Raw genomic sequence first — 25,014 nt, forward strand, 5'->3', positions numbered from 1 at the left:
TGGAAAAATGTTGTGCTGAAATAGTTCCAAATAAATTTGGAATAAAGGAAAAACCCCGGTTCATCACCGAGGTCCTTTAATTTCATGGATTGACGGCTTTGCCGTCCGTGGCTACGGCTCACCAATAAAAATATGCTAGCATATTTTTGCTGGATTCGCCTTGCACACTATTCTATCGGAGCTTCGCTCCTCCAGAATGACACCAGGGCGCGCGAACGCCCTGCCGTCAATTAAGCCTTCCTGTAGCTCTCCATCGCTTCCACGTTCACGCTCTTCACGAAGTTGTAGTGTTTGGCGACTTCGGCTTCGGCGATGTTCAGGTACACCTTCATGCTCTTTTCGAACAGTTCCGGTGCCTTGGTGGCGTCGCGGAGGAGCAACTGGCTCATCACGCAGTTGGCGGCGAGTTCGTACAAGTGACGGCTGCAGAGGTCGGTGAACTCGTTGTTGTTCGCGGCCTTCACAGTTTCGATAGCTTCGTTGAACTTCGCGTCCATGGCCTTAGCGCGGGCCTTGAGGCTCTCGTATTCGGCGGCCACTTCGCCCGCTTCCAGTTCCTCGAGCATCTGGCTGTAGGTGCCGGTGGTGATGTGCGGGAGGGCGGCAACCGTCTGCAGCTGCGTCGTGCCTTCGTAAATGGAGGTGATGCGTGCATCGCGGTAGAGGCGCTGGCAAGCGTATTCGAGCATGTAGCCGGAACCGCCGTGCACCTGGATGCTGTCGTAGGCGTTCAAGTTGGCGTATTCGGAGTTCATACCCTTCGCAAGCGGCGTGCAAGCACTGGCGAGCTTCTGGTAGAGCTTGAGTTCTGCCTTCTCCTCGTCGGTGAGCTTGCGGGTGCGCTCGATGTCCTCGAGGCCCTTGTAGATATCTACATAGCGGGCTGTCTGGTACAGGAGTGCGCGGCCAGCATCGAGGCGTGCCTTGATGTTGGAAATCATCTCGTAGACGGCCGGGAAGTTCACGATGGCCTGGCCGAATTGCTTGCGGTCCTTGGCGTAGGCGAGAGCTTCGTTGTATGCCATCTGGCTGATACCCACGGACTGAGCGGCAATGCCGAGGCGGGCACCGTTCATGAGGGCCATCACGTACTTGATGAGACCGAACTTGCGGCGGCCGCAGAGTTCCGCCTTCGCGTTCTTATAGACAAGTTCGCAGGTCGGGCTTCCGTGGATGCCGAGCTTGTTCTCGATACGGCGCACGTTCACGCCGCCGTCGCGCTTGTCGTAGATGAACATCGAAAGGCCGCGACCGTCGTGGGTGCCTTCTTCGGAGCGGGCGAGCACCAGGTGGATGTCGCTGTCGCCGTTGGTGATGAAGCGCTTCACGCCGTTCAGGTACCAGCACTTGTCGGCTTCGCTGTAGGTGGCCTTGAGCATCACGCGCTGCAGGTCGGAACCGGCATCGGGTTCGGTCAAGTCCATCGACATCGTCTCGCCGGCGCACACGCGCGGGATAAAGCGGGAACGCTGGTCCTCGTCGCCGAATTCATACAAGGTCTCGATGCAGTCCTGCAACGACCAGATGTTCTCGAAACCGGCGTCCGCAGAGGCAATCATTTCGTTGATGGCCGTGTAGGCGGTAATCGGGAAGTTGAGACCGCCGAAGCGGCGCGGCATGGTCACGCCATTGAGGCCAGCCTTGCGGGTGGCTTCCAGGTTCTCGTAGGTCTTGCTTGCGTAGCGCACGCGGCCGTCTTCGCAGTGGGGGCCTTCGGCGTCCACGTCTTCGGAGTTCGGGAAGATGGTGTTCGCGGTGATGTCGCCTGCGACTTCGAGCACGCGGTTGTAGCTGTCTATCGCGTCGGCGTAGTCTTCCGGCGCGTAGTCAAAGCTGTCCTTGTCGGCGTAGCCGTTTTCCTTGAGCTCCACGATGCGCTGCATCAAAGGAGAACTTTCAAGGTTGAACTTAATCTCTGGATGGTCTGTGTAAAAATTCGCCATAACGCCTACTTGTTGTTTGCCTTGTAATACTTGATCATCTTCGGGATGACCTCTTCGACGGTGCCGTTGATCACGTAGTCAGCGATAGCGTTGATCGGGGCGTCGGGGTCGGAGTTCACGGAGATGATGATTCCTGAATCCTGCATGCCGGCGAGGTGCTGAATCTGGCCGGAGATACCGCAGGCGATATACACCTTCGGGCGTACGGTCACGCCGGTCTGGCCAATCTGGCGGTCATGATCGGCAAAGCCCGCGTCGATAGCGGCACGGCTTGCGCCCACTTCGGCGTGGAGTTCCTTCGCCAGTTCGAACAGCATGTCGAAGTTTTCCTTGGAGCCCATGCCGTAACCACCGGCCACCACGATGGGTGCGCCCTTGAGGTTGTGCTTGGCCTTTTCCACATGGCGTTCGAGCACCTTGACCACGTATTCCGTTTCCGGCACGTACTTGGCCACGTCGTGCTTGATGACTTCGCCCTTGTAGTTCGGGTCCACGATTTCCTTCTTCATCACGCCTTCGCGCACCGTCGCCATCTGCGGGCGGTGCTCCGGGTTCACAATCGTTGCGACGATGTTGCCGCCGAATGCCGGGCGAATCTGGCAGAGCTGGTTTTCGTAGAACTTCTTCACGCCGCCGATGCTCATTTCGAAGCTGTCGATTTCGAGTTCGGTACAGTCGGCGGTAAGGCCGCTGTGCATGGCGCTAGAAATGCGCGGGCCGAGGTCACGGCCAATCACCGTTGCACCGAGCAGGCAAATCTGCGGCTGCTCTTCCTTGAAGAGGTTCACCACGAGCGATGCGTGCGGGTTGGTGGTGTAGGGGAAGAGCCCTTCGGCGTCGAACACATGGACCTTGTCCACACCGTAGGGGAACACCTGCTTTTCAATTCCGTCGAGGCCCTTGCCTGCGCAGATGCATTCGAGCTGAACGCCGAGCGTGTTGGCGAGCTTGCGGCCCTTGGACAAAAGTTCGAGGGAAACATCGACAACGGTCGTGCCCTCAATTTCGCAATATACAAATACGTTATTCATAGGCTAGCCAATAATCTTCCCGTCTAAAAGTTCCTTGATAAGTCCTTCGACGTCGGCGTCGCTTGCGGTGAGCGTGCGGCTTTCCTTCGCCTTGAACACGATGTTCTTGACAGCCTTCACGTTCGTCGGCGAACCGGCCTTACCGATCTGGGCAGGGTCTGCGTCGATGTCGGCGGCACCCCACTGCGGAATGTTCAGGTAGGGCTTCTTCGCGATGAGGGCTTCATACTTTTCGGCATCTTCCGGCTTGCGTTCGGCAACCACAGTCGCGTTCTTGAACTTCATGAGGCGCTTCGCGTTGCGCGGACGGCACGGGGCCGCACTTCCGTTCACGGTCACGACCAGCGGGAGCGGTGCTTCCACCGTTTCCACACCACCGTCGATGTGGCGGCGGATCACGACCTTGCGGGCCTTCTCGTCGAGACTCAAAATTTCTTCGGCGTAGGTCACCTGGGTGAGGCCCAGCTTTTCTGCAATCTGCGGACCGACCTGTGCGGTATCGCCGTCGATAGCCTGGCGGCCACCGAGAATGATGTCGTAGTCGCCAATCTTCTTGACGGCCTGGGCGAGCGTGTAGCTCGTAGCGAGCGTGTCAGCACCACCGAGCGGGCGGTCCGTCACCACGAAACCCTCGTCGGCACCGCGGTACAGAGCTTCGCGGACGACTTCGGCAGACTTCGGGAGACCCATCGTCAGCACAGAGATGGTGGAACCCGGGAACTGGTCCTTCAAACGAAGGGCTTGCTCCAGGGCGTTCAGGTCTTCGGGGTTGAAGACCGCGGGCAATGCGGCACGATTGATGGTTCCCTGCTCCGTCATGGCATCGGGGCCCACGTTTCGTGTATCAGGTACTTGCTTAGCAAGCACAACGATTTTAAGACTCATTATATCCTTATAGTGTTGAATTTACGTTTTATGTTTTGCTGTGTACAAGATAGAAATTATCGGGTGCCTCGCCCCGACCTCCAGTAGAGGTCTTTCCCACGTCATCTCCGCATAAGAAAATTGACGTTTTTTTTGTAATAAAATCGCTGACCGGCGTTTTTGTCCCCCGTTTCGACCTATTGCGCCAAAATACCTGTCGGGCGTATATTTGTGGCATGAATGCCCGCCTGTCAATGAATGAATTTACATCTTGCACACTTAAACTTGAAAATAAGTGTGTGAGTTGTGTTTACTTTTTACACGAAAAGATGTATATTTTCGTTATAAAAGTAAACTTTCGCGGGGGTAGTATCATGAAAAAAGCAATTTTAGATGCGGCAAAAAGGAACGGAGATATGTTGACTACGGCGCAGGCCGTTCGTTATGGAATCTCAAAGACCATGCTTGCTAAATACGTTGAGCAAAATAAACTAATCCGTGTTAGGCACGGCCTGTATGCCTTGCCAGACTCAATTATTGACGATGTGTTTGCGTTGCACTTGCAAAATCCGAATATAGTTTTTTCGCATGAAAGTGCTCTTTTTTTGAACGGCCTTGCCGAAAGGACTCCTTTCAAACAATCGGTGACTGTTCCGTCCAATAGGGTTCTTCCAAAACCCGTCAAGGAACAGTGCTCATGCTTTTACATCCGGCCAATTTATTTCAAATTAGGCCTAACCCGTCGCAAAACGACGTTCGGAAACGATGTCCCCTGTTATGATGCCGAACGGACAGTTTGCGATATTGTTCGGAGCCGTCGACGCATCGACGAAGAAACGGTTGTTGCCGCTATAAAAAACTATGCGCGTTCCGTTCAGAAAGATTTGTTTAAACTCTACGAATATTCAACCACAATGTCTATTTATCCGACAATAAAACAGTACATGGAGGTGCTTATTTGAAACAACGTACTCCGAATGCGACTCGGCTTAAGGCTAAAATAAATGCTTATGCAAAATACAATGCAATTTCTGCGCAAGTTGTTATGCAGAATTTTATGTTTGAACGACTTGCCGAAAGAATCGCTCGCTCAAGATATGCATCAAACTTTGTAATCAAAGGTGGTTTGCTTTTATCCTTAATTCTTGGTTTGGATAAACGTACAACGATGGATATCGATACGACAATCGTCAACTATCCGATGTCCTATGATAAAATTATTGAAGCGATGCAGGAAATTATAAAGATTGATTTGAATGATTGTGTTACGTTTGAAATTGTATCTTCGGATGCTATAAGAAAAGATGATGCCTATGGTGGATATTGTTTGAGAATGAATGCTTTTTTTGAATCTGTAGTGACGCCTCTTTTTATTGATATTACGACAGGCGATTCAATTGTTCCGGCGCCAGCAATATTTGGATATAGAAAAATTTTTTCTGATGAACTTTTCCTTGTGTATTCTTACCCCATTGAAACGGTGCTGGCTGAAAAGCTGGAAACCATCGTGACGAGGGGCGCGTTCAATACACGCCCGCGCGATTACTATGATGTTCACATGCTGACAAAGTCTGTTGGGTTTGATGTCGAAACGTTGAAGCGCGCCTTGCTTGCTACCTCGAAACACCGCCAAACGATGGATATTGTGACGCAGGAATATGCTCAGCGTTTGAATGTTATCTCACAAAGCGACAATGTTCGCCGCTTATGGGAAAAGTATTGCAAAACATTTAATTATGCCAAGGGGATTCCGTTTGAAACGGTCGTGGGATCGGTGCGGAACCTGCTCAATAGCGTCCTGGCATAGCGATTTCTATTTTGCCACTTCCACGTAAACGCCCTTGGGCAGGTCGGGGAGGGTGCCGTTGGCGTTGCGCACCCCTACGGGCTGGCCGAGCACGTTGAATATCCTGTTCCCGGGCTTGCCGTGGCGAGCCTTCTCTATATTGCGGATGATGGTGGTGCCGCCTTCGATTGTCACCTTGATTTCGAAGGTGACCTGCTTGCTCCCGTAAACGAGAGCCTGCCTTACGGTGAAGGTGTCCCCGCCCTTGACCTTGTTCGGCATGTGGCCGATTTTCGTGGTCATGGTCGAAAGGTCTATGTTGGAGAATACGATGCTCGTGCCGTTCGGGTCCCAGGTCGCGATTTTGCCGCCATTGTCGAACCAGTGGCCGGTGCCTTCGCCGGTCGTTTGGCTGTTGAGCGTTCCGTCGGGTTCCACTCCGTAGAATTCTACTTTGTCTTCAATTTCGGTTCGCTTGATTCCGAAGATGCTCGCAACTTCATTGCCGTTCAGGTCGAGCGTTACGGGCGCATAGCTGTCACTTATCGGGAGCGTCGTTTCGAGCGCGATTTTCTGGACGGTGATTTCGACAGAACTGCTGGATGCAGGCTCCGACGAACTGGACGAAGGCTCGGAGCAGTTCTCGCCGATGCAGAACGTGAGCGTCTCTCCGGGCGTCCCGATGTCGGTGATTTTCAATCCCGTCTTGGAACCGTTATACCAGCGGATAGCGGGGTAGGCGTCATCTGAAAATTCCGCGTAGGTTCCGCTCTTGAAGAACGTGTTGGCGGTGCTGCCCGGGCTTGGCCACTGGTCGCCGGGATTGTCGCTCGATTTTCCTGCAGCGCTGGCATGCACGATTCGGAGTCCGATTTTGTCTGCAGCGGAATTGCCTTCAATCGAAAAGTCGTAATGCTGCATCAAGAGCCCGCTCCCAGCGAGTACCTTGTTGCGGCCCGTGTTGCGTACGTAAGACCAAACTAAACCTTCCTGGTTCGGCCTTGCGGGGTTCTTGTAGCGGTAGCAGAATTCGCCAGGCCTGGAAACTTCAAGGCTTGTTACGTTGTTTACATCGTCGCTCGTGATGTCCACGAACGGAATCCAGCCCTGGTCCGCACGGTAGAAGTCGTTTATCGCCACCGGGTTCAGGTCGTTCGCGCGGTTACCCATGGTACAGTAGTCGCCGTACCAGTAGAGGTCCGGCCAGCCGAAAATCATGTGCCCGCTTTCGTGCACGAATACGTAAATGGAGAACTTGCCGGGCATGTCCGTCATCTGGTGGTGCGTGAGCTTTACGCCGTCGCGCCTTTCGTTGGACCATCCGGAATGCGGCCACAGGCCCTGCCCCCATGTCTGTCCGGGGCCTGCGTACACGATGTTTATGGCTTCGGTGGTGCCGTCCTTGTCGTTGTCGTAGCGTGAAAAATCTACCTGGGGGTCGAAATACTCAAAGACTTCTTTCATGAGCGAATCGGAACCCGAGTATCCTTGCAAACCTTCGTACCATGATTTAGGGTGCTTTGCGCGGTACCAGCCGTAGACTTCGTTCGTGAGGTCCAGTTGTCCGTTCGAAACGTCGAGGTAGTAGTCGCGCACGGAACCGTTGCAACCGTCCCTGTTGAAGCCTTCCTTGTTCAGCCATTCCTCGACTTCGTCCACTGTAACGGGGGCGGGCTTGTCCGAGAAATCGACGAGGAGCGTGAGACTGTAGATTTTGCCCTTGGGGGCGGCGTAGTGGCTCTTGGTCGTGACCGCGGTCGTTTTCATGAGGGTGCGGTTGTTGAACGTGGGCATGGCCTCGGCGGGCCATGCCTGGACGCGCTTCCCCTGGTACACGATGTCGGCGAACGCCATCGCGGGTAGCATCAGTGCGATAAGACCAAAAAACGGAATCCTGTTTTTCATAAACATCCCTCTGCGAGAATCATACACCCGGTGTTAATATATTCTTTTTTGGGACGAAGCGGTTGCCTGTAGCAAAGAATCCGTGTTAAAGACGTGTAATAATTTGTTGTTTGTTTTTCCTCCCCGCATTTTATTACATTTTCGGATATGAAATTCAAACGCATTCTCTTGAAACTCAGTGGCGAAGCCCTCGCAGGCGAAAAGGGCCACGGTATCGACAATACTATTCTCTTCGACATGGCATCCGAAATTGCCTCCATCGTCAAGCAGGGCGTGCAGGTCGCGCTCGTGATTGGCGGTGGCAACCTTGTCCGCGGCATTTCTGCATCTGCAGGCGGCATGAACCGCGCCCAGGGCGATGCCATGGGCATGCTCGGCACCGTGATGAACGGCCTCGCCATGCAGGACGCCCTCGACAAGCAGGGAATCGACTCGGTGGTGATGTCCGCCATCCGCATGGAACCGGTCTGCGAATTCTTCGACCGCCGCAAGGCTTTGAAGCTCCTTTCCGCGGGCTCCGTCGTCATCTTCTCTGCAGGCACGGGCAACCCGTTCTTTACTACCGACAGCTGCGCCGCTCTCCGCGCCATCGAAAGCGAATGCGACGTCATCATGAAGGCCACCAAGGTCGACGGCATCTACACCGCAGACCCGGTCAAGGACCCGACCGCGACCCGCTTCGACGACATCAGCTACAAGGAAGTCATTTCCCGCGGCCTCAAGGTCATGGATACCGCAGCCGTCGCCCTCTGCATGGAAAACAACATGCCCATCTTCGTGTTCAAGATGGAAAAGGGCAATTTGACCCGCGCGGCCATCGAAGGCGACCTCGGCACGCTGGTCCACTGCTAGGGATTTTTACTTATATTTAACTACGGAAACAAACCATCAACTCTTAACTAACTAGTGACTAATGACTAGTGACTAGGAACGAACTATGGCAGACTATACCGAAAAAATGGACAAGGCCATCGAGGCCACCGAACGTGAATTTGCGAAGGTCCGCGCCGGCAAGGCGACCCCTGCAATCCTGAACGACGTGCGCGTTGACTACTACGGAACCCCGACCCCGATTTCGCAGGTGGCCAAGGTCTCTGTGCCCGAACCGCGCATGCTTCTCGTGACCCCGTGGGAAAAGACCATGGTGGACCCGATTGACAAGGCTATCCTCGCCGCGAACATCGGCCTTACCCCGATGAAGGACGGCAACTGCATCCGCGTGTCGCTCCCCATCCTCACTACGGAACGTCGCCAGGAACTTGCGAAGATCGTGCGCAAGCATGCCGAAGAAGGCCGCGTGGCAATCCGCAACATCCGCCGCGATGCGAACGACGCCATCAAGAAGAACAAGGACCTGCCCGAAGACGAAGTCAAGAAGCAGCAGGACGAAATCCAGAAGGCGACCGACAAGGCTATCGCGCAGATTGACGCGCTTCTCGCCGAGAAGGAAGCGGACATCCTCAAGGTGTAGTCCGGGGCGGCCGTGGCGAACCAGCTCAGACATGTTGCGATTATCATGGACGGCAATGGGCGTTGGGCCCGTAGCCGCGGGCTAGAACGTTTTCTCGGGCACCGCAAGGGCACGCAGGCCACCATCGACGCGGTGGAAGTCGGCGTGAACCTGAAACTCGAGCACATGACCCTCTACGTTTTCAGTTCCGAGAACTGGGGCAGGCCCAGCAAGGAAGTGGATTACCTGATGAACCTCCTCATCGAGATGGTGGTGAAGGAAATCCCCGACCTCATGGAGAAGAACGTGAAGCTCAAGGTTATCGGGAACATGGAACGCCTGCCCGAAAAGCCGCGCGCATCGCTCCAGTCCGCCATCGACAAGACGGCGAACAATACCGGCATGCAGCTGAACCTCGCCATATCCTATGGTGGACGCCTGGAAATCGTGGATGCCGCGAAGGCTATCGCCACGCAGGTGCAGGCGGGTACGCTCAAGATCGAGGACATCGACGAGAACGTGTTCGCGAAGAATTTGTATTTGAAGGGCGCGCCCGATCCGGACCTGGTTATCCGTACCGGTGGCGAGTTCAGGCTTTCGAACTACCTGCTCTGGCAGGCCGCCTACAGCGAGTTCTACGTGACGGACACGCTGTGGCCCGACTTTACCAAGGAAGAGTTCCTGAAGGCCGTTGAGTTTTTCAAAACCCGCGAAAGAAGGTTTGGGAAGGTGTTGCATGAGTAACTTGGCTCAGCGTTTGTTGACGGCGTTTATCGCCATTCCTATAGTGTTCGTGTTGCTGTGGTTCTGCGACTACAGCCGTATTGGCCTCATGTGCTTCCTTGCGGGCGTGGGCGCCTGGGAATGGGCAGGCATGGTCTCCAAGATGTACAAGGGCCCCGACATGCGCTACCTCTCGTTTGCGGCAAGCTTTGCCCTCACGCTAGCCTGGGCGCTCGCCTCGGGCGGGTTCTTCGGGCTGACCGCCGTGCCTTACGTTGTCGGGATGACGGCGATGATTGTGTTTGGCCTGTATATCGCCATCGCTTACGCGAAGGTCGAAATCGATCACATGTTCCCCTGGATGGTGATGCACCTTGCGGCCCCGCTCTACCTCGGACTTTGGGGTGGTATCAACGTGCAGATGATGGGCAACGGACAGGGTCTCGAACACTGCTATCCGTTTATCCTCGTGATGACCTCCGTGTGGCTGTGCGATACGGTCGCGTATTTCTTCGGAAAGTTTGCTGCGGGCAAGGGTCCCTTCGGACGCCATCCGTTCGCTCCGAACATCAGTCCCAAGAAGACTTGGGAAGGCTCCATTGCCGGTTCTGTCGCAACTATCGCGTGGGTCGCCTACTGGGCCAAGTGCAGTTCCGCCCTTGCGGTTTTCGACGTGCGGCTCGACTGGACGCTCGCGGTCGTGCTTGGACTCCTGATTACTGTCGCGGGCCAGGCGGGTGACCTCCTGATGAGCGCCCTCAAGCGCTGGAGCGGCACCAAGGATTCGGGCAACCTGTTCGTGGGGCACGGCGGCGTGCTCGACCGCTGCGATTCGTTCTACCTCGCGGCCCCGATGCTCGTGCTGCTGATGGATTTCTTCAAGAATATTGCCTAAAAGTCAAGGAAGAAAAATGAAAAAGTTTCTCGTTTTTGCCTTCGCCGCTGCTATGACTCTCGCTGCTTGTGGTGATGATGATTCCAATCCGACTTCCGGGGAAAGCAATCCCGCTACGGATAACGGTGGCAAGAAGGATGACGGCAAACTGGATGCGGGCTGCAACTTCGCAAAAGAAGATAATGTTTGGAAGTACAAGTATTCAACTTGGGAATACATCGACGAATATACCTGGGTTGACGAGACGACGGTCGATTACAAGGCATATACGAAAGCGTACCACATGGAAGACGACGACACGACCTATACGGGCGTGAACCGCGACGAGTTCTTCGAAAAGGTTATGGAAGATTGCCTGTTCTACCAGAACATGGACAACTAGCGCTTTATTCCGTGTTCCGCCATGTAGATGGCGAGATAGTCGATAACTCCTGAATCTGCCCCCTTCACGGGAACATACCGCAGGTTGTTCTGCGAGTCGATGATGACTGCGAGACCTGCGATGTAGTTTATCCAGTGATAGTCCTCGTGGTACTTGAGGGCGACCTTCCCTCCGGAACCGAACACGGCCAGGGGCATTACGAATATATCGTGCGATACCATGATGCTCACGCGCTTCCACTTGGGCAAGTTCTTGAGGATTACTTTCTCCATGAATTCCTGGGCGCGGGGCTCAAGTTCGTAGAGTGCGTCGGGGTAGGGTTCTCCGTATGCCCAGTGGGCCATGAGCTCGACGGAACTTCCCTGCATGCCGAGCTTTGAGGCGTATTGAGCGAGCGAGTCCGCAGAAATTTTCAGGAACCAGTTGCCGGTAATGTCGTAGTTCGTGATGAGCTTCGGGAGGTTCGCTTCTCCGCGCCCCTTTGATATGTTGTTCGCAGTCTCGTTCGTGCGCACGAATCCCGAGGTGATGTAGCTGAATTCCTCGTCGCTCTTGAGTGTTGCTCCCAAATCCTGTGCCATCTTCACGCCGTTTGCGGTGAGTTCCGTCTCGATGGTCACGGCGTCTTCGCGTTCGGAATGGCGTATGATGAAAACCGCCTTCTCGCTAGGCGCTAGACTCCTGTAGACATCGGCGACCGTCGCGAAGCCGTCCTTGTCGAGCGCGATTTCCGTTACTGCGGGCGCGGAACCGGAGGATTCTGCGGAACTCGAAGATTCCGGAAAGGGTTCCACCGAAGAGGAGGACTCTGCCGGAGAGGCGTGCGGCGGGTCGTATTGCCCGCTGGAAAAGCGAGCCGGAAGGGCCGATGAGGATGTGGTGGCTACAGGCCCTTCCGGTGAATCTTGCGCAGATGACCCCCCAAACAATTTATCGGAGTCAGAAATGTCAAGGCCGTCTGCGCTCGATTCAATTTCGGTTGACTGCGTGTCGGTTGACGACGTGCCCGAATCGTTGCAGGCAACGAATGCGCCTGCAGTGAAGATGGCGAGAGTGAAGGCGCGCATCATGAACCCCACTGGTATTCGCCCGCCTCGTACACCGGGTTTTCACCGTTGAAGCCGCGCGGGCGCTTGATCTTGTCGTCGAATACAGTCTTGTTGAAAATGCGGAAGTCCCCGCGTTCGTAGCTCTGGAACGAGATATGGCAGAATATGGGCCCTGCCGGCATGTACTCGCTGTAGCTCATGGTGCGTTCGCCCGCGGTGTAGAGGTAGTTGAAGTACTTGCCGTTCAGGACGATGTGGAGCCCGATGTTCCCTACGGTGAACCAGCGCCCCTTCGCGAGGATGTTCTCGTGATGCGTGTCGTCGTAGTCCATTACCACGAATTCGGCGTCACCGTTTTTATCGAGATGGAAACGGTACTTGTGGTTGCCCCCGCAGCAGCGGCCGTCGAAGAACCAGGTGTATCCGCTTGCGGCGGCGATGCGCGGGTCGCGCACGCTCGTGTCGGGGTGGGCGAGCTGCTCGTCGGTCACGAGGCGCTCGGGTTCCACCGCGGCAATTAGCTGTGCAAGCGTTTTCGGGTTGCTTGCGGAAGTGAGCGTGACCTTGTTTTTCGCCTCGCTCATGGAGCGGCGATACAGGCGGTACGGAATTCCGTCGTCGCTGATCATCGTCATTTCGTCCTGGCTAAAGATGTAGTAAGCGTATGTCTTGGTGCCGCTCCGTGTGACCACGTTAAAACTGCGGTTGTTGAGCGTGTACCACTGCCCCGACACGTTCGGGAATCCCGAAACCGCCGCGTTGCCGTCTTCGGCGATGACTACGGTGTAGTCGTCGCTTATCCATGCCTCGTCGGCCGCGGTAATCAGGCGGCAGTCGCGGTTCTTGTCGCCCTGGCAGGCGGCGGCCGAAGGGTTCGCCGCTTCGCAGGGGCTCACCATGCCCGGCGGGAGTTCCGCCGACATGCCGATACGGAATCCCATGTCGGCGGCGCCATCGCGGCTGCGGATGGCGCGACGGCTCACCCGCGCGAATTCCGCCGGTTCGCCGTAACTCCCGCCGCGGCGCGTCTTGTTCCCGCTACCCGTGAGTTGCACCGGATTCACCTTTTCGCCCGCGGTATAGCCCACGAGCCAGTCGTAGACCCATTCCCACGAGTTCCCGCTCATGTCGTAGAGCCCGAGCTTGTTCGGCTTCTTGGTCGCCACGTCGTGCGCCTTGCCGCCGCTGTTCTCGGAATACCATGCCACGTCATCGACGCTGTTGCTGCCCGAAAACTTGAAGTTGTCTGCAACGCCGTCCTTGCCGCCACGTGCCGCGAATTCCCATTCGGCATCGGTCAGCAGGCGGTACTGGTGGCCCGAAAGTTGCCCGAGCTTGCAGGCGAAACTGTTCGCGTCGAACCAGCTTACGCCGATTTTGGGAGCTTTGTCCGATTCCCAGGCGTTTTTCTTGCCGCCCATCACTGCGTTCCATTGCCCGATGGTGACTTCGGTATTCGCGATGTGGTAGGCATCTACCGTTACTTTGTGCGCAGGCGTCTCGTAAATCTTGTCCTGCTCGGCGCAGTTGTCGCACCCGCGCGTGTACGTGCCACCCGCGACATACACCATGCTGAATACCGCGCCGTTTACGGTGTCGGCGAAGGTGGCCGGTGCCACGTAGGAGTATTCCGGACCCGCGCCGGTGCTGCTTGAACTGCCGGGCCCGAAACCGCCCGAACTGCCGGGAACGTTCCCGCTCGAGCCTGCAATGTTCGTGCTCGAGCTGGGCGCCGAGCCTGCGCTTGTCGGCTCCGCGCCCGATGAGGTCGCGGGCAGTTCTCCCGAAGAAACTGCGGGCATCCCTCCCGAAGACAGTTCGTCTCCCGGATAGTCGCCGGTATCGCCTGCAAATGAATTGGAAAAGAGTTCACCCTCTGGAACAGAAACGCCGTCGGAAGATTCCGAGCAGCTCCAGAACACCCCAGCGGCGATTATCGACGCCGCTAAAACACCCGAAAAGCGCATGCGCATAGCGCACCTCCTTCGAGTCCATAACCATTACCCGCTTTTAAAATAATCTAAAAATGCCGAATGCGTCTGTAAATTTTAGTAGATGTGTGGACAATTGCCGAATTTGCGCGAAAAGCCCGAATATTAATTTCTATTTTTTTGAAAAACAAAAGAGGCATTTTATGAAAAACGTCGTCCTTCTCGGTGCCACAGGCTCCATCGGTACGTCCAGCGTCGATGTCATCCTGCAACATTCCGACATTTTTAACTTGTATGCGGTCGCCGCGAACAGTAGCGTGCAGAAGGTTGCCGAAATCGTGCGCAAGTACAAAGTGGAACGCGTGTGCATGTTCGACCCGAACGCCGCGAAGGAACTCGAAGGGATTCTCGGCATGAAGGTACTCGCCGGCATGGATGGCCTGTGCGAACTCGCCGCCGACCCGAAGGCCGACATCATCATTAACGCGCTTATGGGTGCGGTGGGCTGCCTCCCGACCATTACCGCCATCGAGCACGGCAAGCACGTGGCCCTCGCGAACAAGGAAACGATGGTCATGGCGGGCCCCGTCATCTGGGACAAGCTTGCGGAAAACCCGAAGTCGTTTATCACTCCCATCGATTCCGAACACAGCGCCATCTTCCAATGCCTCGAAGGCGGCAAGCGCGAAAGCGAAGTGGAATTCCTCGAGATTACCGCTTCCGGCGGGCCTTTCCGCGAATGGCCTATCGAGAAGTTCGAAACCATCACGGTGGCCGACGCGCTCAATCACCCCGTGTGGAGCATGGGCAAGAAGATTACCATCGATTCCGCCTCCATGATGAACAAGGGCCTCGAAGTGCTCGAAGCGCACTTCCTGTTCCATATCCCGTACGAACAAATTAAGGTTGTCGTTCACCCGCAGTCCATGGTGCATTCGCTCGTGCAGTTCCGCGACGGCTCCCTGATGGCGCAACTCGGCGCTCCCGACATGCGCATCCCCATCCAGGTGGCGCTCACGTGGCCCGACCGCCTGCGTCTCGAAACAAAGCGCCTCGACCTGCCGACGCTTGCAAAACTCACGTTCTTTGAACCGGATTTCAAGAAGTTCCGTTGCCTTGCCCTCGCGTTCGAGGCGGGCCGCCGTGGCGGTATCGTGCCCTCCATGATGAACGCTGCAAACGAGGTGCTCGTTGACCGCTTCCTCAAGGGGAACCTCAAGTTCACCGATATCCCGAAATACGTGGAAATGGTGATGGAAAAGGCCCCCAATGTGACCGGCCACCTCACGCTTGACCAGGTTCTCGAAGCCGACGCCGAAGCCCGCAGGCTCACCGCTTCGCTGATAAAGTAATCAAGAGTGCGTTTAGGCCGGGTGTCTATTACGTGGTCACAAGGACTGCCGCGGGCAGGCGGGATGTGTCCCGGTTTGTGAAAAAGTAAAACACTTGATACAGTTTGATTTATAATTCTTTAATAGGCGGTCCTATACGGGCCGCCTTTCCTTATATTGTGTTCAGGTGTATGACAACTTTTCTTGCGCAAGAGAGGATGTTTTGAAAACGAATAGAATCAAGCTGGTCGTGCTTTCCGCGACCGTTGCCGCCGGTGTTTCGACGGCCTTTGCAGCCAATGCCTACATAAACCAGGTGGGTTACCGCCCTTCCGACCCCAAGCAGTTCTCGCTGGTGGGCGCCTCGGGCAATGTCGAAATCGTGAACGCGTCTGGCCAGACGGCCCTTTCCGTGACTCCGGGGGCAGCATCTTACTGGGATGCGAGCGGGCAGAATGTTCAGCTCGTGGATTTTTCCGAACTCAAGACCGCAGGCAAGTATTCCATCAAGGTGGGCGGACAGGTACTCCGCCAGGATTTGGTGGTCAAGGATAACACGTTCGAGGACGTGCTCAAGGCTGCCGCCAAGTGGTTCTACTACCAGCGCGCATCGATGGCTCTCGAGAGTCAGTATGCTGGCAAGTGGAGCCGTGCCGCGGGGCACACGAATTCTACGGTGGAACTCCATAACTCCGCCGGTTCGGGCTCTATCCAGTCTACCAAGGGCTGGTACGATGCGGGCGACTACGGCCGCTATATCGTGAACTCGGGCATTACCACCTACACGCTCCTCTCGCTTTACGAGCATTTCCCGAATTACTTCAAGAGCCTCAAGTGGAATATCCCTGCGGAGGGTAGCCTCCCGGACCTGCTTGCCGAAATCAAGTGGAACCTGGACTGGATGCTTACCATGCAGGCGAATGACGGCAGTGTGTACCACAAGCTTACGTCTCTCGGGTTCCCGGGCGACGTGATGCCTGCGCAGGACAACCTGAAGCTTTACGTTATCGGCAAGAGCGCCGAGGCCGCTTTTGACTTTGCGGGCGTGATGGCTGTTGCCGCCCGCGTGTACAAGCCGTTCGATTCGAACTACGCAAACAAGTGCCTGGAGGCGGCGAAGAAGGCCTATGCCTGGGGCTCGAACAACATGAACGTGCACTTCACGGCAAACCCGTCCGATGTGTCGACCGGTGCCTATGAAGGCAATAATGCGAGCGACGAGAAACTTTTCGCCGGCACGGAACTTGCCATTACGACAAACGACGGGTCGTACAAGCAGTCGGGTACCACGGAGTATATCTCCTACTGGGGCGACATGAAGGGAATTGCCACCTACGGCAAGGCGACTCACGCGTCTGTTTTTAGTGATGCGGGCGAGGCCAAGCAGAAAATCCTTTCAACCGCCGACGGATTCGTGAACCGCACTAAGTCCGGTTTTGGCGTGGTGATGGCGAAGGACGATTTTGTGTGGGGTTCAAACGCCGTGGCCTCCAATCAGGGGGTATGGCTCTTGCATGCCTACTACCTCACCGGCGACGAGAAGTATTATGCCGCAGCGCTCAAGGTGCTCGATTACCTGCTCGGCAAGAACCCGCTCGACATGTCTTTTGTGACGGGTTATGGCACCAAGTCTCCGATGATGCCGCACCACCGCCCGAGTACTTCGGATAACGTAACTGAACCTATTCCGGGAATGCTCGTGGGTGGCCCGCAGCCCGGTGGCGAGGATGTCGGCTCCGCTGCAGAATGGAAGTGCGCCGACTACAGGACAGGTCAGGCTGCGACCGCTTACACCGACCAGCGCTGCAGTTATGCAACGAACGAGGTCGCTATCAACTGGAATGCCCCGCTTGCCTACTTGGCGGGCGCTCTCGAGGCGATAAACGCGGGCTTCGCTCCCGACTTTGCCGCTGCAGGAGTCGCAAGGAAAAATGTGACGGCGCAGTCTTCGTCCAGTTCCGCCCCGCAGGGCTCTAGTTCTTCTAGCGCGGTGCCTGCTTCGAGTTCTTCGCAGTGGCAGCCGCCGCAGTCCAGCTCGTCGCAGTGGAACCCGTGGAATCCGGCCAGTTCCAGCGCGACTACCGCAATTCGCGAGGTTGTGCCTGCCGCAATGCAGGGCGATGCAACACCGCGCCTCCGCGTGAAGGATTTCAAGCTTGTCGTCGAGAAAAACGGCAAACGCTATGACCTCCGCGGCAACAGGCTGCACTAAACCATATTGTCATTGCGAGGGGCATCGCCCCGCGGCAATCTCCAACCCGCATTGTCATCCCCGACCTGGTCGGGGATCTTTGTTTTTTACTACATTGTCCTGTAATGGAATCCATTTTCTCCAACGTCGTGATGTTCATCCTGGGCCTCCTTGCGCTCAGTTTCCTCGTGACTATTCACGAGCTGGGCCACTTCCTGGTCGCCAAGTGGAATAACGTCAAGGTGAATACGTTCAGCGTCGGTTTCGGCAAGAAACTCATCCGTATCAAAAGGGGCGAGACGGAATACTGCATTTCGGCTATCCCGTTCGGTGGCTACGTGGCCATGGCGGGGGAAAATCCCGACACGCTCGAGGAGGGCGAAGTTCCCGACGAACGCGATTTCGTGGCGAAGTCCGTGGGTGCGCGCGCCGCGATTGCGTTTGCGGGGCCGTTCATCAACATCGTGTTCGCGTTTGCGCTCCTGATGGTCCTCTACATGGTGGGCGTGCAGGAACCTGCGACAAACGAGCTCATCGTGGGCTTTGTTGCGAAGGATTCTCCGGCGCTCGCCGCGGGCATACAGCCGGGCGATACCATTACCGAGATGAACGGCAAGCCCACGCAGGGCTGGGACGATTTCCGCGAGCAGATTGGCGTGAGCCTCGGGGCGAATGTCCCTCTCACGGTACATCGCGGTGGCGAACCGCTCACCATTACCGTCGTTCCCGAAGAACTCGTGATTCCCGCGCAGGATTCCACCGGTTCCGAAATCAAGATGGGCATTGGCGATATCGGTATCTACCCGCGCAACCGCGTCATCGTGCGCCTCCCGCCTGTTGAAGGTTCCGCCGCGGCTACGGCCGGCATCCAGCAGAACGACACGATTTTTGAAATCAACGGTGAACACATTTCTCGCTACGAAGAGGTGGTGCGCATCATCGACGGTAGCAAGGGCGAGACCGTGAATGTTACCGTCATCCGCGACGGTGATACGCTCACCAAGCCGCTCACCCCCGTCTATAACGAGGAATACAAGCGCTACATGGTCGGTATCCAGATGGGCTACGTGCTCTTCCGCGAAACGAAGATTGTGCGCCGCGGCCCTGTCGAAGCCTTTACGAAAACTTGCGCTACCAGCTGGAAAATGACCACCAGTATTTTCCGCTATTTCAAGCGCATGTTCCAGGGGCAGGTGAAGGTCGACGCGTTCTCCGGTCCGGTTTCTATCGTGGCTGTGATGGGTAACGTGTGGATGAGCGGCTTCCAGGAATTCCTGATGCTCCTTGCGCTCATCAGCATAAACCTGGGTGTAATGAACCTGCTCCCGCTTGCCATTACCGACGGAGGCCTGCTCATGTTCCTTGGAATCGAGAAGCTGCGCGGCAAGCCGCTTTCTACCAAGACGCAGAGCATTATCCAGAACGTCGCCGCCGCATTCTTCATCAGCTTCTTCGTGTTCATCACGATACTCGACTTCGGCAAGCTTTCGCTGTTCTTGAAATAAGGCGAACATGTCATCCTGAGCACGCGTGGCGTGCGAAGGATCTATTTTAGCCGTTTGACGTTGTAGAAATATATCCCCGCGATGACTGCAATCGTGATGACCCAGCTGACGGGGTAGACGACCATCAGCGAGGCGAACGAGTTGTATTTGGGGAACACGAAAATCACCCAGAGGATGCGGATACCGCAGACGCCTACCATGCAGGTGAGTGCCGGCGGCAGGGACTTGCCCATTCCAGAAAGCGCACCCGAAAATACGTCCAGAAAAACGTTGATGGCCAAGAGCCCCACCACCACGTACATGCGGATGGATGCGATTTCGATGATTTCGGTATTGGACGTGAACACGCTCAGCATGGGCCTTGCGAAAATGCAGCAGAGAGCGCTCAATACGATGGTGGTGGAGCAGCCGAGCAGGAGTGTCCAGCGGACCGTGCGGCGGCAGCGCTCCATGTTCTTTGCGCCGAAGTTCTGCCCCACGAAGGTCACGCAAGCCTGCGAAAAAGAACTCAGCCAGTAATACACCACGAATTCGTAGTTGAGCGCGATGGACGAGGCCGCCACTGTCGCAGAACCGAGGCTGTTGATGGCCGATTGCAGGCACACGTTGCTGAACGAGAATACGACACCGCGAAGCCCCGTCGGGAGCCCCACGCGCAAGATGCGGCTCAAGAAGAAGGGCGTCACGCGCAACTTCCAGAACTCCAGTTTGAAAGGCCCCACCTCGTGCAGGAGCATGTAGAACAAGGTAATCCCGCTGATGACGTTGGCGATGACTGTCGCAATCGCAACGCCCGATACACCCATGCCAAAGCCCGCTACAAGAATCAGGTTCAATGCCACATTGACGGCTCCCGCCACCATGAGCACGTAGAGTGGCCGCTTTGTATCGCCCTTGCTGCGCAGGATGGCGGCGATGAAATTGTAGATCATCACGAAGGGCATTCCGGCAAAGTAGATTTGCAGGTAAAGTACCGCCATGTCCAAAACATCTTCGGGCGTTGAAATCAGTTCGAGAATCGGCCTTGCAAAAAAGATTCCCACGAACGAAAGGAAAATCCCGCTGAAGAACGCCACCATCACCGACGTGTGGACGCTGCGGGTCACGGAGCGGTAGCTGCGTGCACCGATGGAGTTGGCCACCACCACGTTCGCGCCCACGGAAATCCCGACGAACAAGTTGATGAGCATATTGATGACGAACGTGTTCGCGCCCACGGCTGCCAACGCCTTGTCGCCCGCGAACTGCCCCACCACGGCGACATCTGCCAGGTTGAACATCTGCTGGAAAATGCTGCTCAGGGCGATAGGGATGGCAAACCTCAGGATTTTTCTCCCGAGGGGCCCGTTCAGCATATCGATGTTCGTCTTTGATGCCGCCATGCAGTACCTTGAAAACGGGCGTAAATTTAGTTTTTTAAATTGTGGGAACAGAAAGGACGGTGCTTCAATGAACTCTATCATCATCTACGGAAGCCGCTACGGCTCGACAAAGCGCTATGCTGAACGCCTCGCCGAAATCACGGGGCTCAAGGCTGTTTTCTTTAAAGATGTGAAAAGCGTTGCCGGCTATGACCGCATCGTCTATCTGGGCGCTCTTTGCGCAGGCGGTATCATGGGCCTCAAGAAAACGGTTTGCGGCCTCTCTGCAAGTCAGGAATTGCTTGTCGCGACTGTCGGTCTCGCCGACCCGACCGATGCCGAAAACGTCAACCACATCAGGGGCTGCCTCAAAAAGCAGGTTCCCGCATCGCATTACGATGAAAGTAAATTTTTCCACCTTCGCGGCGCCATCGATTACACCAAACTCGGTTTGAAACACAGAATTATGATGAAACTTTTGTATTCGAAGGTCACGAAAATCCCTGAAGCGGAGCGTAACGCCGAAGTCCGCGCCCTCATCGCCACCTACGGCAAGCAAGTGGACTTCGTGAATCTTGATACCCTGGAACCGATTGTCAAGGCGCTGTAAAAAACATAATAAACGCGAAAAAGTAAAAAAAGAAGAGTATAAAGAACAATCAGAAAAAAGAATTTCATAGTTTGATTCGCTTTTTTGATTTCTCTCTTTTGAATCCGAGATGACGATTTCCATCGGCATAGCATCCCCTAGGCATGGGGAAAACATTTCGAGTATTGAAAAATTCATGAACTTTTGCCACATTGGCAAAATAGTAGTTGAATCCGTCCTTGTTATACCCTTTGGCGGGTCCTGTAAAAAAATGTGTTCCATCAATAAATTTGCCATTTTTGTAGAGTTCTACGTAATAGGAGGGCCACTGCTTATCAAAACAAATACCGTCACAATATTCTGATTCATTAAAGACAACGGCGTCAGCAAACATCTCAAGGTCATTTTGCTTGTTTGAGGTGTATGCAACATAGGATGTTAACTTGGGATGCAATCTCCTTTTTCTTTTAAGACGGGGATCATCCTTAAGAGGAACTGGTGCGAAGTGTTCCGAAGATGAACTGATTGAATTGAATGTCTCGTTTTTTTTGAGGGGTAAAAGTGGGGTAGGTGCTTCTGGGTAGCACGAAATGACCGCCATGGAATCTGCTTGTGCAATGTTGTGAGCCAATGGGGATGAAGATGCTTTGGAATTTTCATCCCGAAGAGTCATTTTTATGGTTACAGATTTGATTTTGCCTCGTTCAAATCCAAAACAATTGTTCTGGTCGCACGAAAAAATAAAATCGTATATGTCATGGGTCATCTCCATAACTTCTGGTGTTGTTTGAAACCTTTGGGATGACAATTCCTGGGGTGACATAAAACTAGAACCGAAACTCATTTCAAAAACAGCATCTACGTTCATGTGTTGATTATGACTGGCGCTGTAACGGACATAGGATTTTAGGACCTCTTTTTTTAGAGAATCTGCAAAATGTGTCACAAGAATGCCGGGCAAGGCATTCCCCTCAATATCCAGAACTTGTATTTCATTCAATAGTGCGTAACGGCAAGAGAAACCGCAGTCTCCAGGCTGAGGGCGTAGATTTGCCTTGCATTGATAAGGCATTCGCTGGATATGTCTGGATTCAAAGAAATTACGGACTTTTAGGGAATCTGCAAAATGGTAAATATGATTGTTCTTTCTATACCCAGGCTTTGAACACGAGGCGTAAATTCGAATGGAATCTATAGGCAATCCATTTCTATACAGTTCCACATGGTACGAAACCCATTGTTTGTCGAAAGCGATACAAGAATTACACTCCTTTTCATCTTTTATGGTTAGTGCGTCTGTAAGTTCGTCAAAATCCCTCTTTAGGCGAGATTCAAAGACCGGTTCCGCAATCACATTAAGAGCTGTCTCAATTAATTGGGAAGTATCTTTCATTAGGCAAGAAAATACCGCCATGGAATCAGCGGCTGAAAGATGATCCGACAGCGATAAATCCTTGGACGGATCAAAATTCTTTCGGGCGACTTTTTTCTTGTCGAGATTATCACAGCCTACTAACAGCACAATGACTGCTACTATTAAAAGCTTATATACGTTCATTTAACTCTTAATTTAACTTTCTGTAGTGAAAAAAAACAATTTCCGATGGGCTGACGAAAAGAAAAATGTTTGCTGGCACCTACTTTTTATACGATTTGGCTTGACAGAGCCTGGGGAAATAGTACTTTTTGGGGTGTAATGAGCTAAAAAGTACTATTAAACCACCATGGAACCCCCAATTGATACTTTCTCTGCTCTTCAGCGCACTTCCTCGCCACACGGGTATTGTTTGAACCAATCGATTTTTTGTTCGCGGGTGTGGGGTGTGGCGCACAAACCTTCATGGACCTTGGGAGCCATATCGTCGGGGCTAAAGAGGTAATCGAATAGCGCCCACGTGCCGTAACCCACACCGAGTCCGGTCAGAGCGCCAATAATCCAATAGCCCGTAACAGAGGCTTCTGTTATAAAAGATGTCAATCCTAATATTGACACAGGTACCGACGCGATAAATGCTCGACTACTTGATTCCGTTTCTTCGCAATAATCTACGGAATCTATCGCTACAGGGTAAAATGCGGTCTCGTATTCCTGCATAAGCACTACTTGCTCCGTCTGCTTCGCATAACACACTCCCGTACTTGTCACCGCATGTACGGAGTCCGTAGGGTGGTAAATTTTCGAAGGCGATAGTGTAGAATCTGCGAGACTGAACCAGCGGCGTTTTATGGTGTGTAGGGAATCTAATTCTTTAGATGTAGCGGATTTTACGATGTTCTGGTTTTCTTCAAACTGTTTGTTCTTTACTTTCGTCCCGTCATTGCCACCTATACCTATAGAAGGCGTAATGCCCCAAATATCAAGAGTCGCCGTAAAACGGTTCCTGTTTTCATCCCAATCACGCCCATAACGCAATTCAAGAGAAACCTTTATGGACTTGAACTTGCGCGTCACATAAAATCCACCACCCGCTTCAGTATAGAACCTGGGACGGGGCCTGGGGAAAATGTCTCCACAAATCGTCATAAATCCTTCGCAGCCACTATTCACCTCGGTCGCATAAAATTCGCGTCCGTTCCTGGACAGGTGCTCCGTAAAGCCTATCGTCCACTCGTCGTTCAGCGGAATCTGTTCAATCGCCATGCCGCCGCCGGAAAGATGATTCAAGGAAAGGTTTTCGTCGGAATCGAATATCGGATTCACGAGCGTCCGCATGTCGCTCCAGGCGGTCAAGCCAAAATAGGGAGACACGAAGCCACCCTGCATAAACGGGGTGAACGTCTGCAAACCCCAGCCTAAGGAGAAGTAACCGCTACTAATGTAATTCGCAAGGGTTACGTCGCCCCACCATTCCTCGTGGCTATACAGCATGTAATCATAATCATCGTCACCGCTATCACGTTCACGACGGCCATTGTCCAAGTCTCCAAAATACATCGAAAGCCCACCACCACGGACAGCACCATCATGACCATAGCTATCCATGTATGGTGCGGCCGGAGGAGGCCGCATTATGGGACTGCACCCTGCAAGGATGACTCCAAGCAGCATCGCCATGTATTTTTGGTGTGTCTGAATAAGCCTAATCATCGTATCAAACTCAAGGACAAGGACCAGTAAAACATCGAGGACTTGTTCAAGCCCATTTCAACGGAAGCCAAAAAAGCACCATGATGATTCACCTTTCCAAGCAAGGGTATGTTGCTGTACCGCATGAAATCAAATCCATAATAACAGACCCAATCTTGGGCATGGATTTCTCCACGAGATTCTGGATTTTCTCCTCTACCATTATTTTTCCCCGTATAGATAGACTTGCCTGCACTCACCACATGCATCTGCCGCACGCCACCATGCAAACCAAAGCCAAGTCCATGATTATTCATGAACACCATGGAGCCGCCACCGACATTCAAGGAGCCCGTAAAGAGCTTTGACGAAACAGAATAATCCGAATAGCCGTCCTCATCCTCGCCGACATAAAAATCCCAGGACAATTCGTACGCAGCCCCCACATAGACAGGCCCTAGCCATTGGACAACCATGGGAGATATACCCAATTCCGTCAAGGGTGTATAATGAGCGTTCAAAAAGATTCCGCCCCCAAAGCCATTACCCGTCCAGTTTTCGGAGCCCTTGGTATTGTTAGTACGAGGCCAAATCAACCCAAGCAAACTTACGTCAAACCGGAAATCAAAGCCACTCAATTCCTCGTCTTTATCTTCGTTTTCTTTCAAGACCTCACAGGTGTCACAGGTTCCGTACAAAAAACTCAAGGAATATGAACGGGTAGTCCCAGGAGCAACTTGCTTCGCGAGCATCGCCTGCGGAGCAATGTTCGGAGCCCAGACAACGTCGTCAAAAGCGAAAGAAAAAGCCGCCATCACGAGACTTATTGCAATTGTAATCCTGAGGTTAAAAAATTGCTTCATTTGTTCCGGTACTCTCTAGATGCCATGCTAACTGGATGGAAAAATAAAAAAGGGGTCTATATGACAAAAAGGTACCTGAAAAACAGGTACTTTTTGATTATATGACATTTGGGTACCTGAAATCGTCCGCAAGCCTTTATCTACTTGG

Annotated in this window: 21 protein-coding genes; 11 read left to right on the forward strand and 10 right to left on the reverse strand. The window is 53.9% G+C overall.

Annotation, left to right across the window (positions count from 1 at the left end; genetic code table 11):
• Positions 1-230 precede the first annotated feature (230 nt).
• The 3 genes from BUA44_RS02075 to BUA44_RS02085 are packed head-to-tail and all read right to left on the reverse strand — an operon-like array spanning position 231 to position 3,859.
• On the reverse strand, positions 231-1,943 hold the full coding sequence (locus BUA44_RS02075; protein WP_072807902.1) for an acyl-CoA dehydrogenase family protein: 1,713 nt from the start codon (positions 1,941-1,943) through the stop codon (positions 231-233).
• 5 nt (positions 1,944-1,948) lie between these two features.
• The gene (locus BUA44_RS02080) at positions 1,949-2,974 is read right to left on the reverse strand and encodes an electron transfer flavoprotein subunit alpha/FixB family protein (RefSeq protein WP_072807905.1); all 1,026 of its coding nucleotides are present in this window, start codon (positions 2,972-2,974) and stop codon (positions 1,949-1,951) included.
• Positions 2,975-2,977: 3 nt separating this feature from the next.
• The gene (locus tag BUA44_RS02085; protein ID WP_072807907.1) at positions 2,978-3,859 is read right to left on the reverse strand and encodes an electron transfer flavoprotein subunit beta/FixA family protein; all 882 of its coding nucleotides are present in this window, start codon (positions 3,857-3,859) and stop codon (positions 2,978-2,980) included.
• 353 nt (positions 3,860-4,212) lie between these two features.
• Between BUA44_RS02085 and BUA44_RS02090 the strand changes: the two genes are divergently transcribed.
• Positions 4,213-4,800 (forward strand): type IV toxin-antitoxin system AbiEi family antitoxin domain-containing protein, encoded by a 588-nt coding sequence (locus BUA44_RS02090; RefSeq protein ID WP_072808017.1) that lies wholly within the window; start codon positions 4,213-4,215, stop codon positions 4,798-4,800.
• Entirely contained in the window at positions 4,797-5,645 is an 849-nt protein-coding gene (locus BUA44_RS02095) for a nucleotidyl transferase AbiEii/AbiGii toxin family protein (protein ID WP_072807909.1), read from the forward strand. Before BUA44_RS02090 ends, BUA44_RS02095 begins: the two co-directional genes overlap by 4 nt.
• Before the next feature lie 6 nt (positions 5,646-5,651).
• On the opposite strand, the gene BUA44_RS02100 is transcribed toward BUA44_RS02095, so the two are convergent.
• Positions 5,652-7,529 (reverse strand): M6 family metalloprotease domain-containing protein, encoded by a 1,878-nt coding sequence (locus tag BUA44_RS02100; protein WP_072808020.1) that lies wholly within the window; start codon positions 7,527-7,529, stop codon positions 5,652-5,654.
• 147 nt (positions 7,530-7,676) lie between these two features.
• Here BUA44_RS02100 and pyrH point away from each other — a divergent pair, with 147 nt between their 5' ends.
• The 5 genes from pyrH (at position 7,677) to BUA44_RS02125 (ending at position 10,979) form a co-directional block, all read left to right on the forward strand.
• The gene (pyrH, locus tag BUA44_RS02105) at positions 7,677-8,381 is read left to right on the forward strand and encodes a UMP kinase (protein WP_072807911.1); all 705 of its coding nucleotides are present in this window, start codon (positions 7,677-7,679) and stop codon (positions 8,379-8,381) included.
• A gap of 85 nt (positions 8,382-8,466) precedes the next feature.
• Positions 8,467-9,000, forward strand: a complete 534-nt coding sequence (gene frr / locus BUA44_RS02110) for a ribosome recycling factor (RefSeq protein WP_072807914.1) — start codon at positions 8,467-8,469, stop codon at positions 8,998-9,000.
• A 12-nt stretch (positions 9,001-9,012) separates the two neighbouring features.
• Positions 9,013-9,723 (forward strand): isoprenyl transferase, encoded by a 711-nt coding sequence (locus BUA44_RS02115; RefSeq protein WP_072807916.1) that lies wholly within the window; start codon positions 9,013-9,015, stop codon positions 9,721-9,723.
• Complete coding sequence (locus BUA44_RS02120) at positions 9,716-10,597, forward strand: phosphatidate cytidylyltransferase (RefSeq protein WP_072807918.1); 882 nt, start codon at positions 9,716-9,718, stop codon at positions 10,595-10,597. The genes BUA44_RS02115 and BUA44_RS02120 overlap by 8 nt, the downstream gene beginning before the upstream one ends.
• A 16-nt stretch (positions 10,598-10,613) precedes the next feature.
• Positions 10,614-10,979 (forward strand): hypothetical protein, encoded by a 366-nt coding sequence (locus BUA44_RS02125; RefSeq protein ID WP_072807920.1) that lies wholly within the window; start codon positions 10,614-10,616, stop codon positions 10,977-10,979.
• On the opposite strand, the gene BUA44_RS02130 is transcribed toward BUA44_RS02125, so the two are convergent.
• Positions 10,976-12,049, reverse strand: coding sequence for a histidine phosphatase family protein (locus BUA44_RS02130; protein ID WP_143151822.1), 1,074 nt, complete (start codon positions 12,047-12,049; stop codon positions 10,976-10,978). The two genes, BUA44_RS02125 and BUA44_RS02130, sit on opposite strands and share 4 nt — an antisense overlap.
• On the reverse strand, positions 12,046-14,001 hold the full coding sequence (locus tag BUA44_RS02135; RefSeq protein ID WP_072807924.1) for a formylglycine-generating enzyme family protein: 1,956 nt from the start codon (positions 13,999-14,001) through the stop codon (positions 12,046-12,048). The genes BUA44_RS02130 and BUA44_RS02135 overlap by 4 nt, the downstream gene beginning before the upstream one ends.
• A gap of 161 nt (positions 14,002-14,162) precedes the next feature.
• On the opposite strand from BUA44_RS02135, the gene dxr reads away from it, so the two are divergent.
• The 3 genes from dxr to rseP all read left to right on the forward strand — a co-directional run bounded on the left by dxr (position 14,163) and on the right by rseP (position 18,986).
• Positions 14,163-15,311 carry a 1-deoxy-D-xylulose-5-phosphate reductoisomerase gene (gene dxr, locus BUA44_RS02140; protein ID WP_072807926.1) on the forward strand — a complete coding sequence of 383 codons (1,149 nt, stop codon included), beginning with the start codon at positions 14,163-14,165 and terminating at the stop codon, positions 15,309-15,311.
• A gap of 202 nt (positions 15,312-15,513) precedes the next feature.
• Positions 15,514-17,502: a glycoside hydrolase family 9 protein gene (locus BUA44_RS02145; protein ID WP_072807929.1), complete on the forward strand. Its 1,989-nt coding sequence runs from the start codon at positions 15,514-15,516 to the stop codon at positions 17,500-17,502.
• Between the two features lie 104 nt (positions 17,503-17,606).
• The gene (rseP, locus tag BUA44_RS02150; RefSeq protein ID WP_072807930.1) at positions 17,607-18,986 is read left to right on the forward strand and encodes an RIP metalloprotease RseP; all 1,380 of its coding nucleotides are present in this window, start codon (positions 17,607-17,609) and stop codon (positions 18,984-18,986) included.
• Between the two features lie 41 nt (positions 18,987-19,027).
• On the opposite strand, the gene BUA44_RS02155 is transcribed toward rseP, so the two are convergent.
• Positions 19,028-20,368 carry an MATE family efflux transporter gene (locus tag BUA44_RS02155; protein ID WP_072807932.1) on the reverse strand — a complete coding sequence of 447 codons (1,341 nt, stop codon included), beginning with the start codon at positions 20,366-20,368 and terminating at the stop codon, positions 19,028-19,030.
• 67 nt (positions 20,369-20,435) lie between these two features.
• Between BUA44_RS02155 and BUA44_RS02160 the strand changes: the two genes are divergently transcribed.
• The gene (locus BUA44_RS02160; protein ID WP_072807934.1) at positions 20,436-20,957 is read left to right on the forward strand and encodes a flavodoxin domain-containing protein; all 522 of its coding nucleotides are present in this window, start codon (positions 20,436-20,438) and stop codon (positions 20,955-20,957) included.
• 64 nt (positions 20,958-21,021) lie between these two features.
• Here the strand turns inward: BUA44_RS02160 and BUA44_RS02165 are convergent, their stop codons facing one another.
• From BUA44_RS02165 to BUA44_RS02175, 3 genes are all read right to left on the reverse strand, one after another.
• Positions 21,022-22,494, reverse strand: coding sequence for a hypothetical protein (locus tag BUA44_RS02165; protein ID WP_072807935.1), 1,473 nt, complete (start codon positions 22,492-22,494; stop codon positions 21,022-21,024).
• A 198-nt stretch (positions 22,495-22,692) separates the two neighbouring features.
• A complete protein-coding gene (locus BUA44_RS02170) occupies positions 22,693-24,024 on the reverse strand; it encodes a hypothetical protein (RefSeq protein ID WP_143151823.1) in 1,332 nt (443 codons plus the stop codon).
• Positions 24,021-24,866, reverse strand: a complete 846-nt coding sequence (locus tag BUA44_RS02175) for a hypothetical protein (protein ID WP_072807942.1) — start codon at positions 24,864-24,866, stop codon at positions 24,021-24,023. The genes BUA44_RS02170 and BUA44_RS02175 overlap by 4 nt, the downstream gene beginning before the upstream one ends.
• Between the last annotated feature and the right edge of the window lie 148 nt (positions 24,867-25,014).

Source organism: Fibrobacter sp. UWR3, from assembly GCF_900143055.1.
Lineage (GTDB): Bacteria > Fibrobacterota > Fibrobacteria > Fibrobacterales > Fibrobacteraceae > Fibrobacter.

Bases quoted from the DNA above. Each gene is read 5' to 3' on its own strand.
- BUA44_RS02100 (WP_072808020.1), bottom strand. From the start codon at position 7,529: ATGAAAAACAGGATTCCGTTTTTTGGTCTTATCGCACTGATGCTACCC.
- rseP (WP_072807930.1), top strand. From the start codon at position 17,607: ATGGAATCCATTTTCTCCAACGTCGTGATGTTCATCCTGGGCCTCCTT.
- BUA44_RS02080 (WP_072807905.1), bottom strand. From the start codon at position 2,974: ATGAATAACGTATTTGTATATTGCGAAATTGAGGGCACGACCGTTGTC.
- BUA44_RS02075 (WP_072807902.1), bottom strand. From the start codon at position 1,943: ATGGCGAATTTTTACACAGACCATCCAGAGATTAAGTTCAACCTTGAA.
- BUA44_RS02120 (WP_072807918.1), top strand. From the start codon at position 9,716: ATGAGTAACTTGGCTCAGCGTTTGTTGACGGCGTTTATCGCCATTCCT.
- BUA44_RS02135 (WP_072807924.1), bottom strand. From the start codon at position 14,001: ATGCGCATGCGCTTTTCGGGTGTTTTAGCGGCGTCGATAATCGCCGCT.
- pyrH (WP_072807911.1), top strand. From the start codon at position 7,677: ATGAAATTCAAACGCATTCTCTTGAAACTCAGTGGCGAAGCCCTCGCA.
- BUA44_RS02090 (WP_072808017.1), top strand. From the start codon at position 4,213: ATGAAAAAAGCAATTTTAGATGCGGCAAAAAGGAACGGAGATATGTTG.
- frr (WP_072807914.1), top strand. From the start codon at position 8,467: ATGGCAGACTATACCGAAAAAATGGACAAGGCCATCGAGGCCACCGAA.
- BUA44_RS02165 (WP_072807935.1), bottom strand. From the start codon at position 22,494: ATGAACGTATATAAGCTTTTAATAGTAGCAGTCATTGTGCTGTTAGTA.
- BUA44_RS02125 (WP_072807920.1), top strand. From the start codon at position 10,614: ATGAAAAAGTTTCTCGTTTTTGCCTTCGCCGCTGCTATGACTCTCGCT.
- dxr (WP_072807926.1), top strand. From the start codon at position 14,163: ATGAAAAACGTCGTCCTTCTCGGTGCCACAGGCTCCATCGGTACGTCC.
- BUA44_RS02085 (WP_072807907.1), bottom strand. From the start codon at position 3,859: ATGAGTCTTAAAATCGTTGTGCTTGCTAAGCAAGTACCTGATACACGA.
- BUA44_RS02155 (WP_072807932.1), bottom strand. From the start codon at position 20,368: ATGGCGGCATCAAAGACGAACATCGATATGCTGAACGGGCCCCTCGGG.
- BUA44_RS02160 (WP_072807934.1), top strand. From the start codon at position 20,436: ATGAACTCTATCATCATCTACGGAAGCCGCTACGGCTCGACAAAGCGC.
- BUA44_RS02175 (WP_072807942.1), bottom strand. From the start codon at position 24,866: ATGAAGCAATTTTTTAACCTCAGGATTACAATTGCAATAAGTCTCGTG.
- BUA44_RS02130 (WP_143151822.1), bottom strand. From the start codon at position 12,049: ATGATGCGCGCCTTCACTCTCGCCATCTTCACTGCAGGCGCATTCGTT.
- BUA44_RS02170 (WP_143151823.1), bottom strand. From the start codon at position 24,024: ATGATTAGGCTTATTCAGACACACCAAAAATACATGGCGATGCTGCTT.